This is a genomic window from Streptomyces sp. NPDC002845, from assembly GCF_053591955.1.
In genome coordinates, this window is sequence record NZ_JBSFUU010000044.1 from 34,355 (window position 1) to 49,396 (window position 15,042).

Genomic DNA, 15,042 nt, shown 5'->3' on the forward strand with positions numbered 1-15,042 from the left:
CCTTACGTCCGCCCAGGTAGGGGCGCTTTGCGGGGCCGGGCAGCCTAGCGTTCGGGTTGTGAACCGCGACCTTCGCCGTGACCTGTATGCGGTCCTCGCCGCCGTGCTGCTCTTCGTGACGGCCGTCCTCGTGGGCCATTACCTGGAGGACACCTACGACGTCCTGCATCTGGGCTGGCCCCCGCTGGTCGGCCGGTGGCTGCCGCACGTGGGTCCCGGCACCCCGGCGGCGGTCGCCGTGGCCGTCGTGGTGATCGCGTACGGGCCCGGGCTCGCGCAGCGGCTGCCGTGGCGGGGACTGGTCGCCGGGGTCTGGGCGACAGCGATGGCCTGGACGTGGTCGCTGGCGCTCATCGACGGCTGGCACCGGGGCATCGCCAGTCGGCTGACCCACAGGTACGAGTACCTCCAGGTCATCGACCGCTTCGACGACATCGGCGCGACCCTGCGGGACTTCAACAACCACATCCTGATGTACTCCCCCGACAACTGGCCCCCGCACATCGCCGGGCACCCGCCGGGCGCGACGCTCACCTTCGTTTGGCTGGACCGCATCGGGCTCGGCGGCGGGGGCTGGGCGGGCGCCTTCTGCATCGTCGTCGGTACGTCGGCCTTCGCCGCGATCCTCGTCGCCGTACGCGCCCTCGCCGACGAGTCCGCCGCCCGCCGCGCCGCCCCGTTCCTCTGCCTGGCCCCGGCCGCGATCTGGATCGGCGCCTCCGCGGACGGCTACTTCGCCGCCGTCACGGCCTGGGCGGTGGCGCTGCTGGCCCTGGCGGCGACAGGTATGGCCCGTTCAAGAATCGCCACGGCGTTCGGCTCCGGGCTGCTGTTCGGCTGGACCATGTACCTGTCGTACGGCCTCACCCTCTTCGCGATCATCGCGGCCGCCGTCCTGCTGCTGACCTGGCGGCGCTGGTCACCCACCCTCCTCCTCCCGCTCCTGGCGGGCACGGCCGTCGTCCCCGTCGCCTTCGCGCTGGTCGGGTTCGACTGGTGGGAGGCGTACGGGCTGCTCGTCGAGCGCTACTACCAGGGCGCGGCGGGCTTCCGCCCGTACGGCTACTTCGTCTGGGCCAACCTCGCCGGCACCGTGGTCGTCGTGGGGCTCGCCACCGTGGTCGGGCTGCGGCGGACGGTGGCCGCCGTGCCGGACGCGGTACGGCGGGCACGGGCGGGTGAGACGACCCCGGGCGACCGGCTCGTCGGCCTGGTCCTCGCCGCGTTCCTCGCGATCGCCGTCGCCGACCTGTCCGGCATGAGCAAGGCCGAGACGGAACGCATCTGGCTCCCCTTCGCCCTCTGGCTGCTCGCCGCGACGGCACTCCTCCCGCGTACGGCGGCCCTGCGGGTCTGGCTAGGCGCGCAGGCGGCGGTGGCGCTGATCGTCAACCACCTGCTCATCACGGGCTGGTGAGCCCGGCGGCGCCCGGCTCGCCAACGCCCGGAACGCCGGTCGTCGGGCGCGGGCGTACGGCGAAGATCGTCGTGTCGTCGGCGAGGCGGCCCCCGCAGTGGCCCAGCACACCGTCGCGGACGAGCCCGACCAGGTTCCCCGGCTGCGCGGTCGCGGGGTCGGCGGCGACCGCGGCCGCCACGTACTCGTACAGCGGGAAGAACACGCCTCGCCCGTCCCGCGCCTCCGTCACCCCGTCCGTGAACAGCAGCAACGTCTCACCCGGCGCCAGCGCGGCCCGGTACGGATGCGGAGGACCGTCCCCCAATTCACTCAGCCCCAGCGGGAGCCCGTCCCCGAGCGGCAGCCACCGTACGCCGTCGGCGGCGACCACGAGGGGCGGCTCGTGCCCGAAGCCGACGATCTCGATGGAGGGGTGGGGGTCGTCGGGGGTGGGGTGGCCGTCCGCGTCACCGGAGAGGCGGCTACCGGCGTCACCGGCGCTACCGGCGTTGACGGCGGCGGGCGGGAAGTCCAGCAGCACCGCCGTGGCGAAGCGCTCGGCGTCGTAGTGGCCGAGGGCCGCGCGGTAGCGGACGTGGCGGAGCATCCGCTTCTCCAGCCGTCCGGCGACGCCGGTCAGCCGGGCCTCGTGGTGCGCGGCCTCGCGGAACGTGCCGAGGAGAGCGGCCGCCGTCTCGACCGCGCCGAGGCCCTTGCCCTGGACGTCGCCGAGGAGCACGCGGGTGCCGTGCGGGCCGGTCTGGATGTCGTAGAAGTCGCCGCCGACGCGGGCCTCGCTGTCGGCGGCGAGGTAGACGGCCGCGTGGTCGAGGCCGCCCCACCCCGGCGGCAGGGGGCGCAGCACCGTACGGCGGGTGGTCTCGGCGACGTCCCGCATGTGCAGCATCCGCTGCTCCCCGCGCACCCGCACCGCGCAGGCCAGCACCGACAGCGCACCGCCCGCCGCGATGAGGATGAAGTCGGGCAGGCCCGTCTGGTACTCGTGCGGCCAGGCGTTGTCCCCCAGCGCGTAGGTGAGCTGGGCGAGCACCGCGAACAGCGTCGTCGTCCACACCCGGCAGACCGCGGCGGCGACAGCCGGCACGAGCACGAGCCACGAGAGGATCCGGAAGTCGCCCGAGGTGTTCCAGTCGACCACCGGGATCGCGACGAGCAGCAGCAGCGGCGGCAGCCCGGCGATGCTGCGGCCGCGCACCCGGAGCAGTTTCTGCCGCTCGGCGAGGTCCGGCTCCGGCCCGAGCCGCGGCAGCCGGTCGAACACGGGCCGCCGTTCGTGCGCGGGCAGCCGTGTTTCGCCGGGCTTCATGAAGGCCAGCGAAACACGGCCGCACGGCACCCGCATCCCGACTCCCGCCCCCCGACTTCGCGTATCCCGACTCCCGACTCCCGACTTGCCAGGGCGCCGCCCCAGGTGTGCTCTGGAAGGCGGGGCGGAGAGTGAGCAGAGAGAGGGGCCTCCCATGGCTCATGCGGCACCCAGGTCACGCACCAGGTCACGCACCCGGTCACGCACTCCGGCGCCACGGCGCCCGTCGCGTACGCCCGACGTGTTCGACGAGCGCACCCACACCCTCGCACGCTGGGCGCTCCCGGTGGCCCTCGGACTCGTGTACGGCTACTGGGCCGCTGCCATGACGCGCAACGGCGGCGCCATCACCGGCTGGAACGTCCTCTTCGGCTTCGTGACCGCGTTCGTGTTCATGGCGCTCTACATCGGCGTACGGGCGGTCGCGTCCTGGCTCAAGCGCGAGCAGCACGCCCTGCTGTGGGCCGCCTTCGCGGGCAGCGCCTTCGGCTTCCTCTACAGCCAGCACGCGACCGTGCTGCGCTCCACCGGCATGGGTGCGGTGATCGGGGCGGCCGTGTTCGTTGTGGTGTTCTACCGGTACTACACGCACGAGGACGCGGCGGGAAACCGGGTGAGGTGAGACGCCGACGGGACGACGGCGGGCGTGAGGCGAAGACCGTTCGCGGGGCGGGTGGGACGACGCGATCCCCGTCCCCGTAACGGCTTGTCCTCTGCGCCCATTTGCACGCACGCACGGCCTGACCGCTCGCGCACCCGGCCCCCGCGCCTTTGCCTGAAAAGGTGCCCCACCCTCTGCCCCACCCCCACCCCCACCCCCACCCTCCCCGGCTCCGGAACGCCCTGTCCGCCGCCCTGATCGCCCTGGCCTGCACGCTGCTGCTGCCGTTCGGCGCGCTGGCCGCGTGGGCGACGTACGAGATCGGGGACACGGCCCGGTACCAGGCGGTGACGGCGCCGCTCGCGGACGACCCGGACGTGCGGGACGCGATCGCGGAGGCGGTGGCGGCCGGGATCATGCGGGAGGTCCGGGTCGGGGCGTCGCTGGAGGGGCCGACGCGGTCGTTCACGTACGACGCGGTGCGGTCCTTCACGCACACCGAGGCGTTCCGCACGGCCTGGGACACGGCCAACCCGGCGGCGCACGGGGAGGTGCTGCGGGCGCTGCGCGGGAACGGCAGCGGGCCCGTGACGCTCGACATCGCCCCCGTCACCGAGCGTGTGAAACGCCGACTCGCCGACGACCACGTGCCGTTCGCCCACCGCATCCCGGTCACGCACACCCGCGTCACGGTGCTCACGGCCGACGAACTGGACCGGATCCGAAGGGGATACCGCATGCTCGAAGTCGCCGCCCTCTGGCTCCCGGTCACCGCCGCCGCCCTGGCCGCCACCGGCCTCCTCATCGCCACCTGCCGCCGCCGCGCCCTCCTCGCGACGGGGCTCGGCACGGCACTCGGCGGCGCCCTGCTCGGCCTCGCCGTGGCCGTGGCCCGCCACCTGACCCTCGCCGACCTCCCCCCGGACGTCTCCCGCGCGGCGGCAGCGGCGGTGTACGACGCGCTGACGCTCACCCTGCGGACGGTCACGTGGGCGCTGGTAGGGGCCGGGGCGCTGGCGGCGGCGGGGGCATGGCTGACGGGCGCCGCCGTACGCCGCCGCGCGGCGGCCACGACGGGCGTACCCGTTCGGCCCTCAGCGCATGCGCCGCACGTCCCGCGGCGCGAGCATGCGGATGATCGGTCCTAGTCTGCCTCCCGAGGAGCCCCATGTCGCAGCCACCCACAACCACCCCGCCCCCGCCCCCGTCCCCGCACGTCACCCGCCCGAAGGGCGCGTCCTGGGCCACCGGCGGCACGGTCTTCGCGGGCGTCCTGATGCTCGTCAGCGGCATCATCGGCATCCTCAACGGCATCGCGGGCATCGCTGCGGACGACGTCTACGAGCCCATCGGCGACTACGTCTTCAAGTTCAGCCTCACCGCCTGGGGCTGGATCCACCTGGTCGTCGGCCTCCTCGTCGCCGCCACCGGCTGGGGCATCCTCCAGGCCAAGGACTGGGCCCGCGCCGTCGGCCTCACTCTCGCCGCGCTCTACCTCATCGAGTACTTCCTGTTCCTGCCCTTCGCCCCCGTCTGGTCGGTCATCTCCATCGCCATCGCCGTCTTCGTGATGTGGTCCCTGGCCACGGCTCCGACCGACCCGAAGGCTCCGCGGTAGCCCCGGCCGCTGGTCGAAGCAAGCGGGTTCGCGGCAACCTTCCCCTCGCCGTTACCGTCCTCAGGGGAGAATCGAGCACCCCGACGGAGGAGATGGGAAGGCCGGGACTTGGACACGGTGGCGGCGGCTGGGCGGACGGGGGCGGGGGCGGGTGCGGGTGCCGAGGGGCGGCGGGGCGGGCGCAGAGCCGGGGTGTGGGTGGCCGGGGTGCTGCTCGTCGGGGTGAGTGTGGTCGTCGGGTACCGGGCCGCCGACAGTGACGGGGTCACGCCCGTGACACAGTCGCTCGCCTTCCTGCCCTGGCTGCTCGCCCCCACCGGCTTCGCGCTGCTCCTCGCCGGGCTCGCCCGGTGGTGGGCCGGGCTGGTGTGGGGTGTCGTGGTGCTCGGGCTCCTCGCGTGGTTCATCGAGCCGTACGGGAAGGTGAGCGAGCCGGGCGGGCCGCCGGTCGCGGAAGTGCGGGTGATGGCTGCCAACGTGGAGCTCGGGCAGGGGACCGAGGCCCTGGTCGAGGCCATCCGGCGCACCAAGCCGGACATCGTGTTCGTGCCGGAGTGCGAGTACCGGTGCGCGGGGGTCCTGAGTGAGGAGTTCGACGGGGACGCGTACGCCCACCGGCAGTCCGTCGAGGGCTACGGCTCCGAGGGGTCCGTCATCCTCAGCCGCTTTCCGCTGACGGCCGCCGAGGGTGTCCCGGGCACCATGGGCATGCCCGGCGCCACCGCCGACGTGAAGGGCCACCCCGTACGGCTCCAGCTCGCGCACCCCTACCCCCCGCTCCCGGGCCAGTTGGACACCTGGCGGAGTGAACTGGGTGCCCTGCGCGCGTACGCCGAGGCCGACACCGGGACGCCCACCGTCCTCGCCGGGGACTTCAACGCCTCCCAGGACCACGCCGCCTTCCGCCGCATCCTGGACGCCGGTCTCACTGACGGCGCCCGCCTCGCCGGAGACGCCCGTACGCCGACCTGGCCCGCCCGCACGGCCCCGACCGCCCTCGGCGCCCAGATCGACCACGTCCTCGTGTCCCGCGACTTCACCGCCCAACGCGCCCGCTTCCTCGACCTGGAGAACACCGACCACCGTGCCCTGCTGGTCGACCTGACGCTGCACCAACGGAAATGACCACTTCTCCGGGTAACACCGAGGGCAACACCAAAGGCGAGTGAGCCGAAGGGGCGCGCCTGTGTCGAGAGCCCGAGCGCGCGGAGGCCCCGACGAAGGAGGGGTGAGCACGGTCGGGCTCTCGACACAGGCTTCTGCGCCCCGGAGGCGAACCGAGCCACAAAAAAGGGGGGCGGGCCGCCCTGTGCAGGAGGGCGGCCCGCGCCTGTGGGGGGTGGCGGTCAGGCGGCCGGAGCCGGATGACCTCTGAGTCGAGTGTCGATGCGTGTGACAGGGCTGTGATGATGGCAAGTGGGGATAGGGCGGGACTATCCCCGGCGCCGCCCCCGGCGGTGAATGTCCAACTCGCCTGTTTTGCTCGTGGTTTGTGCGTCTGGTGAAACCCGTACTCCCGGCTTAGTCTCCCAAGGCATGGAGCTTGAGGTCAGGCACCTCCGCGCACTGTGCGCCATCGCCGACACCGGCAGCCTGCACCGCGCCGCGCGCCGGCTCGGTGTGGCTCAGCCCTCGTTGAGTACCCAGTTGCGCCGGATCGAGCAGGAGCTCGGCGGCCCCCTCTTCCTCCGGGAACGTACCGGCTGCCGCCCGACCCCGCTCGGCCGGGTCGTACTGGGCCGCGCCCGCCCGCTGGTGGACGAGATGACCGCCCTGGTGGCCGAGGCGCGGGCCGCCGCCGCGGCCGGGCCCCAGCTGCGGATCGGCTCCACCGCGAGCCCCGCCCTCGCGGGCTGGCTGCGCCGCCTGCGCCTGCGCCACCGGGAACCGGTCCTCCAGATGGACGTCTCCGCGAACTCCCTGCTCCGCATGGTCGCCGACGGCCAGCTCGACGTGGCGTTCGTGCACGAGGTGGAGGGCTGCCCGCTGCGCATACCCGGCGAACTGCGCGTACGCGTCCTGATGGAGCGCGAGCCCCAGTTCGTGTCCCTCCCCGTCGACCACCCGGCCGCCGCGCGCCCCGTCGTGGGCCTCGCAGACCTCGCCGAGGACCGCTGGATGGTCGACCCGACGGTGGACGGCGAGTGGGACGCGGTGCACCGCATGCTGCGCTCGGCGGGCCTCAACCCCCGTATCCTGCACGGCGATTACCACACCACCGCGTCCCTCGTCGCCACCGGCGAGGTCGTCACCATCTGCCAGCCGACCTGCCGTCCCCGCCCCGAGATGGCCGTACGCCGCCTCCACGGCGACCCCCTCGGCGTACGGCTGTTCCTCGCGGCCCGTACGGACGCGGACCTCGACGCCGTCCACCCGGAGCTGGAGGAGGCGTACTGGGAGACGGCCCGCCAGGCACCGGTGTACCGGGAGTGGCTGACGACGAAGGGGGCGCCCCTCGTGGAAGAAGGAGCGCCCCCACAGCCGTACAGCCTCAGTGACCGGCTGACCGGCTGACCGTCAGACGCCGATGTCGCAGCCGTCCTTGCGCCAGACGGACACAACCGCCGGGCGGACAGCCTTTCCGGGCCCGTCGGGCCAGGTGCTCATCGGGTTGTCGGCGGACGCGCCGTCGACCTCGCCCGGGTGCTGGACGGCGACGACGATGCGACGGTCCTGGATGATCGGGCCGCAGGTCTCGGCGCCGAGCGGCACGGTCAGGAACTGCTTGAGCTCACCGCGCCGGTGGCCCCTGACCGGGACGCCGAAGAGGCCGTCGTTCGAGCCGAGGGCGTTGCCGTCGGTGGAGATCCACAGGTTGCCGTACCGGTCGAAGGCGACGTTGTCCGGGCAGGAGATCGGGCTGACCTGGTCCTTCGGGAAGCCGGCGAAGTAGGTCGCCGGGTCCTCGGGGTCACCCGCGACGAGGAAGAGCGTCCAGGCGAACTTCGTGCTGTCGGCGCGGTTCCAGCGCTCGGTCAGCTCCAGGACCTGCCCGTGCTTGTTGCCGATGCGCGGGTTGGCCTCGTCGACCGGCGCGTTGCCGCTGGTGCCGCGGCGGGAGTTGTTCGTGAGCGCGACGTAGACCTTGCCGGTGACCGGGTTGGGCTCGACGTCCTCGGGGCGGTCCATCTTGGTGGCGCCCACCTTGTCGCCGGCGAGCCGCGTGAAGACGAAGACCTCCTCGGCCGTCATCCCGTCGACGTGCGAGACGGCGCCCTTGGCGGTGGCGGTGGCCAGCGGAATCCACGTACCACTGCCGTCGAATTCCCCGTCGCTCGGCAGCTTGCCGCTGCCGTCGATCTCGATGGCCGGGGAGTCGCCGGTGAGCTTGGCGACGTAGAGGGTGCCCTCGTCGAGGAGGGACATGTTGTGCTCGCGTACGGCGCGGCTGTGGCCGTGCTTCATCCGCTTGCTGCCGACGAACTTGTAGAAGTAGTCGAAGCGCTCGTCGTCGCCGGAGTAGACCACCGGGCGGCCGTCGTGCGTCAGGCGCACGGTCGCGCCCTCGTGCTTGAAGCGGCCGAGCGCGGTGTGCTTGCGGGGCGTGGAGTCCGGGTCGTACGGGTCGAACTCGACGACGTAGCCGTGGCGGTGGACCTCGTTCGGCTCCTGGGCGACGTCGAACCGCTTGTCGAAGCGCTCCCACTGGCGGCCGCTGGCGCCGCTGCCGATGCCGTAGCGGGCGTCGGTGGTGCGGCTCGCGTTGGCGAAGTACTGGTTGAAGTTCTCCTCGCCGTGGAGCGTGGTGCCCCACGGGGTCTCGCCGCCCGCGCAGTTGTTGAGCGTGCCGAGGACCTTGGTGCCGGTGGGGTCGGCGGAGGTCTTGAGCAGGTCGGAGCCGGCGGCGGGGCCGGTGACCTTGAACTCGGTGGTGGCGGTGACGCGCCGGTTGAGGTGGTGGCGCGGCACGGGCGTGAGCTTGCCGGTCCTGCGGTCCTCCTCGACCACGACGGCGGCCAGGCCGTGCGCCGCCCAGGCGATCTCGACCTGCTCGCGGGTCGGGTTCTCGGGGTCGTACCCCCGGAACATCATCTCCTCGCTGGTGTACTCGTGGTTCGCGACGAGGATCTGCCGCCCGCGCTCGCCGCGCAGCGGCAGGAGGGCGAGGAAGTCGCAGTTGTACCCGAACTGGCCGGCCTGTGCCTCGGCCGTCTGGTTGTCCGGGTCGAAGGCGGGGGCACCGCGCAGGATGGGGTCGCCCCAGCGGATCACGACGTTCTGGCCGTACCCGTCGGCGACGGTCACGGCGTCGTCGGTGTTGGGTGCGACGGGGGTGAAGCGCAGCCCGCGGGCGCCCTTCTTGTGCCCCCAGCGCTTCCCCTTCCCGTACGTCTCCGGGGTGGCGGCCGCGGCCTCCGGGGCGGCGGCGACGGTGGCGGCGGTGCCCGCGGCGGCGGTCGCGGTGACCACGGCGGCGGCCCGCATCATCGAACGGCGGCTGAGCGCGCCGGCGATCACGTCGCCGACGTACTCGTTGGTGGTGGTGTTCGGGACCTCGTGGAAACAGGCGTCACCACAGCGGTAACGACAGGTCATGGCGGAACGGCCACCCGCGTGGGCGCCGGGCGATCCGATCAGCGGAAGCATTCTGCGCACTCTAGCTCTCCCCATAAGTGCCCTTTGTGTGAACGTGACGCTAGGCGTGTGTGCGTTCGAAAACACGGCCTTGAGGTGAACAAGGGGTGAAGGTGCGGTTGTTGAGGCGATGTTGACATCGGGCGGGGGGAAGGTTAGGGAACGTTCCGGCCCCCGCCCAAGATCACCACCGTCGGCCGCTAACCTTACGTGTCCGTCCTGGCCAGGGATTGACGGGCTTCAATTCACGCGAAGGGTTGCGCACATGGGCATTCTTTCTCTCCTGCGGAACGCGTTCAGCCGCTCACGCAAGGAGCGGGACACGGAACCCTCGCGGGAGGCTGCCGCCGAGGTGGGGACTCCGGCGGAGGTTGCGACGGGGGTGGGGACTTCGGCCGAGGGTGCCGTTGAGGCGGCGGCTTCGGCTGAGGTTGCGCCTGAGGTGCAGGCTCCGGCGGAGGTTGCGGCCGGGGCGGATGCTACGGCCGGGGCCGAGGGTGCCGTCGGGGCTGAGGCTGGGGCTGGGGCTGCCGACGGGGCTGTGGCTGAGGCTGGGGCCAGCGCTTCGGCTGGGGCAAAGGCCGAGGTCAAGACTGAGGTCAAGGCCGAGGCCGAGGCTGAGGTCACGGCTCCGGCGGGGGTGCCCGCGTCGGCGTCCCCCTCCGTGGTGGACGACCTGGTCTCGGCCGCCTTCGACAACGTGACGGTGCCGAAGCCGCGGGCAGAGGAGACGGCGGGGCCGACGGAGGCGGCGGAGCCGGTCGCCGAGCCGGAGCCTGTCGCTGCGGCTGAGCCTGAGTCGAAGGCAGAGGTAGAGGCAGAGGCAGAGGCTCCGGTGGAGCAGCCCGAGCGGACGGCTGCCGCCGAGCCGGAGCCTGTGGTCGAGCCTGAGCCGACGGTTGAGGCCGAGCTTGTGACGGAGCCGGCTGCTGAGCCGGAGTCGACGGTCGTGGTTGAGCCGGAGTCGGTGGTTGTGGCTGACCCGGAGCCTGTGGTGGAGCCGGTCGCCGAGCCCGAGCCCGAGCCTGTCTCTGTGACTGAGCCGGAGGCAGAGGTTGCGGTGGAGCGGCCCGAGCCGACGGCTGCCGCCCCGGCGGACGCACCCGCGGCCGCCGACGGCGATGAGGCCCCACAGGGGCCACCCGCACCCGACAACGAAAGCAGCACGGGTGGTGCGGGTGGGAACGAATCGGCCGAAGGCGAAGCCGAGGCCGCTGAGCCCGAGCCGGTGGCTGTCGTTGAGCCCGAGCCGGTGGCTGTCGTTGAGCCCGAGCCGGTGGCTGTCGCTGAGCCCGAGCCGGAGGCTGCCGCAGACACCCCCGCCGTCACACTGGCCCGCCTGAAGACCCGCGCCCCCGGCCTGGTCACCGCCTACAAGGCCGCCGCCACCACCCTCAAGGCCAACAACCTCACCGGCGCCCGAGCCAAGGTCTACCTCGTGCTGGACCGCTCCGCCTCCATGCGCCCGTACTACAAGGACGGCTCCGCCCAGGCCCTCGGCGAGCAGACCCTCGCCCTCGCCGCCCACCTCGACCCCGAGGCCACGGTTCACGTCGTCTTCTTCTCCACGGAGCTGGACGGCACCGGCGAGCTCACCCTCACCGACCACGAGAACAAGATCGACACCCTCCACGCGGACCTTGGCCGCATGGGCCGTACGAGCTACCACGCGGCCGTACAGGAAGTACTCACCCACCACGAGAAGCAGAACGACCCCACGACCCCCGCCCTGGTGGTCTTCCAGACGGACGGCGCCCCGGACGCCAAGACCCCGGCCACCCAGTCCCTCACGGAAGCCGCCAAGAACCACCCCACCGTCTTCTTCTCTTTCGTGGCCTTCGGCGAGCACGACAACAAGGCCTTCGACTACCTCCGCAAACTGAAGACCGACAACACGTCCTTCTTCCACGCGGGCCCGACCCCCCGCGAACTCACGGACGCGGAGATCTACGAGGGCATCCTCGCCACCTGGCGCCCGTAACCGCGTACACAGCCCGCGTACACAGCCCGCGTACACAGCCCGCGTACTCCTCCGCCCCACACCGCCCACCCACAGGCCGCCCCCTCCCACCCCGTAAAACGGGAGGCGGGCGGCCCACCCATGTCGGCTACGATTTCAAGGTTCCGAAGACGACCCGCCGACCCCAAAATCCGACGATCGTCACCTCACGCAGCGACCCGGGAGCAGCCCGCGATGGCTCGACACCTCATCACCAGCGCCCTTCCGTACATCAACGGGATCAAGCACCTGGGCAACATGGTGGGGTCCATGCTCCCGGCGGACGTGTACTCCCGGTACCTCCGCCAGCGCGGCCACGACGTCCTGTACATCTGTGCGACGGACGAACACGGCACCCCCGCCGAGCTGGCCGCCAAGGAGCAGGGCGTCCCGGTCGACGAGTTCTGCGCCCAGGCGCACGACGCCCAGAAGGCGGTCTACGACGGCTTCGCACTCGCCTTCGACTACTTCGGCCGCAGCTCGTCCCCGCAGAACCACGAGATCACGCAGGAGATCGCGCGGGAGCTGAAGGCGAACGGCTTCATCGAGGAGCGGGCCATCCGCCAGGTCTACTCGAACGCCGACGGCCGTTTCCTCCCCGACCGCTACATCATCGGCACCTGCCCGCACTGCGGCTACGACAAGGCCCGCGGCGACCAGTGCGAGAACTGCACCCGCGTACTCGACCCCACGGACCTGATCGACGCCCGCTCCGCGATCAGCGGCAGCAGCGACCTGGAGATCCGCGAGACGAAGCACCTCTTCCTCCTCCAGTCGGCGCTCGCCGGCGAGGTCGAGTCGTGGGTCGACGAGCGCGCCGACAACTGGCCCGTCCTCGCCTCCTCCATCGCCCGCAAGTGGCTGACCGAAGGCCTGCACGACCGCGCGATCACCCGTGACCTGGACTGGGGCGTCCCGGTCCCGGCGGACACCTGGCCGGACCTGGCGGCCGAGGGCAAGGTCTTCTACGTATGGTTCGACGCCCCGATCGAGTACATCGGCGCGACGAAGGAGTGGGCGGACAAGGACCCGGAGAACCGGGACTGGCGTTCGTGGTGGTGGGAGTCGGAGGCGGACGTCCACTACACGCAGTTCATGGGCAAGGACAACGTCCCCTTCCACAGCGTGATGTTCCCGGCGACCTTGCTGGGCACCCGCGCCCCGTGGAAGAAGGTCGACGTCATCAAGGCCTTCAACTGGCTCAACTACTACGGCGGCAAGTTCTCCACCTCGCAGCGCCGCGGCGTCTTCACCCACGACGCCCTCGAAATCCTGCCCGCCGACTACTGGCGCTACTTCATGATCGCCAACGCTCCCGAGTCGGACGACTCGTCCTTCACCTGGGAGCACTTCGCCGCCACGGTCAACAAGGACCTCGCCGACACCCTCGGCAACTTCGTCAACCGCGTCCTGTCCTTCTCCAGGAAGCGCTTCGGCGAGCAGGTCCCTGCGGGCACGGAGCCCGGCGAGGCGGAGACGAAGCTCGGCGAGGAGATCGCCCGGCTGCTCGCCGAGTACGAGGAGCACATGGAGGCCCTCCAGTTCCGCAAGGCGGCCGCCTCCCTGCGCGCCCTGTGGTCGGCCGGCAACTCCTACCTGGAGGAGAAGGCCCCCTGGCTGGAGATCAAGACCAACCCCGACGGCGCGGCCCTCACCCTCCGTACGGCGATGAACCTCATCCACCTCTACTCGGTGGTCTCCGAGCCCTTCATCCCGACCTCCTCGGCCGCCATGCGCGGAGCTTTCGACCTGAAGGACGACACCGCCGCCTGGGTCACGCCCGACGAGGCCAGGTCCCTCACCTCCGTGCCCGCGGGCACCCCCTTCACCGTCCCCCCGGTCCTCTTCGCCAAGATCACGGAAGACGACCTGGAGGCCTACCGGGAGCGCTTCGGCGGGGCCTCGGAGTAACAGCAGAGGCACAACAGCGGCAACATCAGAACGTCAGACCCTCAGGGGCCCGGGACCATCCACAAGTCCCGGGCCCTTCTTGGGTCTTCAGGAGGCGGGTCAGGAAAGAACCCCGGCACCCACCGTCTTCAGCAGATCCGCCGTCAGGCTCTTCACGGAGGTCTGGAGGCCCGCCGTCAGCGTCGGCTTCCAGTTCACCGTGGTCTTGATCTTCTTCGAGTTGGCGGAGTTGTACGCGGCGACAATGTCCGTGGTCTTGCCGTTCACCACGTTGCCGCGGCCCGCGACCGAGCCCGTGCCGTCGCCGCTGAGGAGCTTGGCGACCTTGGCGCCGGACGGGAGGGTCCAGGTGTTGTGCTCGGCGATGACCTGGGCCTTGGCGCGGGAGTCGAGGCTGTATTTGGGGGCGTAGCCGTTGAGCGGGGTCGTGACGTACAGGTTGTTGTAGAGGTGGATCTGCCCGATGCGGGCCAGAGGGGCGCGCTGGACGATGCCCTCCCACACGTTGTGGTGGATGGAGACGCGCAGCTTGCCGACGCTGTCCTTGTCGCTGCTGCCGATCAGCATCGTCTTGTCGTGGTTGGTGAACCGGTTGTGCGAGACGGTCACCAGGTCGGAGCCGTTGGTGATGTCGAGGGCGCCGTCGTGGACCTGGTACTTGCGGCCGAAGTACTTCTTCTCGTCCTTGTCGAAGAACGGCGCGTCGCTGAACGTGTTGTGGTCGGCCCACACGTGGGTCGCGCCGCGCAGTGTCACCGAGTCGTAGTTCGAGTTCCACTCGCCCGCGGAACCGTCGGTCGGGTCCCACTGCGGGAAGCAGTCCTCGGTGGCGGTGAGGGCGAGGTTGCGGATGATGACGTTGTCGACGTCCTGCGCCTGCAGACTGCCGCCCTTGATCCCGGCGCCCGTGCCCGGGACGCCCACGATGGTGGTGTTGGAGGGCACCTTGAAGACGATGTTCTTCTTCTGCTTGGCCTCGGCGGCCTCGCGGGCGTTCTCCTGCTTGCCCGACGGTGCCTTCTTGCCCCAGGTGGCCGGGTCGTACGCCTTGAGGTAGGCGGACAGCGAGTAGCCGGTGCCGGAGGCGTAGTCGGCGCAGGTCAGCTTCTTGCCCGCGTCGTTCGTGTTGGCGTCGATCGTGCCCTTGATCTTGATGATCCTCGGCGTGGAGTCGGTGCCCTTGCCCAGTGCCTTCGCCAGCTGGGCACGGGTGCTGACGGTGAAGACGTGCGCGGAGTCGGCCTTCGAACCACCGGTCGTGCCGGAGCCGTACGCCGCCCAGCCGTCCTTGGCGGGCAGCGTCTGGCGGGCCAGCTCGACGGCACCCGCGTTCGCGTTCATGACGAACGGGACGGCGCCGAGACCCGCGGCCGTCACCGCGGCCGCGGAGATCAGAGCGGTGCGCCGCTTGCGGAGGGACCGGCGGTGGGAGGGAGATGCCACTGATGAGTCCTTATGTGATCCGGTTCGGTGAAACACGTGGCTCGTGTGAGGCCCGTGAAGGGCTTCCGGATCATCTGTGGTCGCGGGGCCAGGAAAGGTTGCCGTGACTTCGGGCTCGTCGACGATCAACTCCCCATCCACGGCGCCGAGATGGAGCCGAGATGGAACC

At 71.3% G+C, this 15,042-nt stretch carries 11 protein-coding genes; 8 read left to right on the forward strand and 3 right to left on the reverse strand.

Annotated features, from left to right (window positions below; genetic code table 11):
- Nucleotides 1–58 precede the first annotated feature (58 nt).
- Complete coding sequence (locus ACWD3C_RS28560) at nt 59–1,417, forward strand: hypothetical protein (RefSeq protein ID WP_451148828.1); 1,359 nt, start codon at nt 59–61, stop codon at nt 1,415–1,417.
- Here ACWD3C_RS28560 and ACWD3C_RS28565 read toward each other — a convergent pair.
- Complete coding sequence (locus ACWD3C_RS28565; RefSeq protein ID WP_451148830.1) at nt 1,404–2,726, reverse strand: PP2C family protein-serine/threonine phosphatase; 1,323 nt, start codon at nt 2,724–2,726, stop codon at nt 1,404–1,406. The genes ACWD3C_RS28560 and ACWD3C_RS28565 overlap by 14 nt on opposite strands.
- Nucleotides 2,727–2,880: 154 nt before the next feature.
- Between ACWD3C_RS28565 and ACWD3C_RS28570 the strand changes: the two genes are divergently transcribed.
- The 5 genes from ACWD3C_RS28570 to ACWD3C_RS28590 all read left to right on the forward strand — a co-directional run bounded on the left by ACWD3C_RS28570 (nt 2,881) and on the right by ACWD3C_RS28590 (nt 7,459).
- Nucleotides 2,881–3,348 (forward strand): hypothetical protein, encoded by a 468-nt coding sequence (locus tag ACWD3C_RS28570; protein WP_451148832.1) that lies wholly within the window; start codon nt 2,881–2,883, stop codon nt 3,346–3,348.
- A gap of 161 nt (nt 3,349–3,509) precedes the next feature.
- The gene (locus ACWD3C_RS28575) at nt 3,510–4,475 is read left to right on the forward strand and encodes a hypothetical protein (protein ID WP_451148834.1); all 966 of its coding nucleotides are present in this window, start codon (nt 3,510–3,512) and stop codon (nt 4,473–4,475) included.
- Nucleotides 4,476–4,495: 20 nt separating this feature from the next.
- Nucleotides 4,496–4,945: a DUF7144 family membrane protein gene (locus tag ACWD3C_RS28580; RefSeq protein WP_451148836.1), complete on the forward strand. Its 450-nt coding sequence runs from the start codon at nt 4,496–4,498 to the stop codon at nt 4,943–4,945.
- Nucleotides 4,946–5,053: 108 nt separating this feature from the next.
- The gene (locus ACWD3C_RS28585) at nt 5,054–6,070 is read left to right on the forward strand and encodes an endonuclease/exonuclease/phosphatase family protein (RefSeq protein WP_451148838.1); all 1,017 of its coding nucleotides are present in this window, start codon (nt 5,054–5,056) and stop codon (nt 6,068–6,070) included.
- A gap of 411 nt (nt 6,071–6,481) precedes the next feature.
- Nucleotides 6,482–7,459: a LysR substrate-binding domain-containing protein gene (locus ACWD3C_RS28590; RefSeq protein WP_451148840.1), complete on the forward strand. Its 978-nt coding sequence runs from the start codon at nt 6,482–6,484 to the stop codon at nt 7,457–7,459.
- Between the two features lie 3 nt (nt 7,460–7,462).
- Here ACWD3C_RS28590 and ACWD3C_RS28595 read toward each other — a convergent pair whose 3' ends face one another.
- The gene (locus tag ACWD3C_RS28595; protein ID WP_451148842.1) at nt 7,463–9,541 is read right to left on the reverse strand and encodes a PhoX family protein; all 2,079 of its coding nucleotides are present in this window, start codon (nt 9,539–9,541) and stop codon (nt 7,463–7,465) included.
- A gap of 244 nt (nt 9,542–9,785) precedes the next feature.
- Between ACWD3C_RS28595 and ACWD3C_RS28600 the strand changes: the two genes are divergently transcribed.
- Both ACWD3C_RS28600 and metG read left to right on the forward strand, forming a co-directional pair.
- Entirely contained in the window at nt 9,786–11,501 is a 1,716-nt protein-coding gene (locus ACWD3C_RS28600) for a VWA domain-containing protein (RefSeq protein ID WP_451148844.1), read from the forward strand.
- Between the two features lie 213 nt (nt 11,502–11,714).
- Entirely contained in the window at nt 11,715–13,430 is a 1,716-nt protein-coding gene (metG, locus tag ACWD3C_RS28605) for a methionine--tRNA ligase (RefSeq protein WP_451148846.1), read from the forward strand.
- 99 nt (nt 13,431–13,529) lie between these two features.
- Here metG and ACWD3C_RS28610 read toward each other — a convergent pair whose 3' ends face one another.
- Complete coding sequence (locus ACWD3C_RS28610; protein ID WP_451148848.1) at nt 13,530–14,873, reverse strand: pectate lyase family protein; 1,344 nt, start codon at nt 14,871–14,873, stop codon at nt 13,530–13,532.
- Nucleotides 14,874–15,042: the final 169 nt, after the last annotated feature.

Bases quoted from the DNA above. Each gene is read 5' to 3' on its own strand.
- ACWD3C_RS28565 (WP_451148830.1), bottom strand. From the start codon at position 2,726: ATGAAGCCCGGCGAAACACGGCTGCCCGCGCACGAACGGCGGCCCGTG.
- ACWD3C_RS28570 (WP_451148832.1), top strand. From the start codon at position 2,881: ATGGCTCATGCGGCACCCAGGTCACGCACCAGGTCACGCACCCGGTCA.
- ACWD3C_RS28580 (WP_451148836.1), top strand. From the start codon at position 4,496: ATGTCGCAGCCACCCACAACCACCCCGCCCCCGCCCCCGTCCCCGCAC.
- ACWD3C_RS28590 (WP_451148840.1), top strand. From the start codon at position 6,482: ATGGAGCTTGAGGTCAGGCACCTCCGCGCACTGTGCGCCATCGCCGAC.
- ACWD3C_RS28600 (WP_451148844.1), top strand. From the start codon at position 9,786: ATGGGCATTCTTTCTCTCCTGCGGAACGCGTTCAGCCGCTCACGCAAG.
- metG (WP_451148846.1), top strand. From the start codon at position 11,715: ATGGCTCGACACCTCATCACCAGCGCCCTTCCGTACATCAACGGGATC.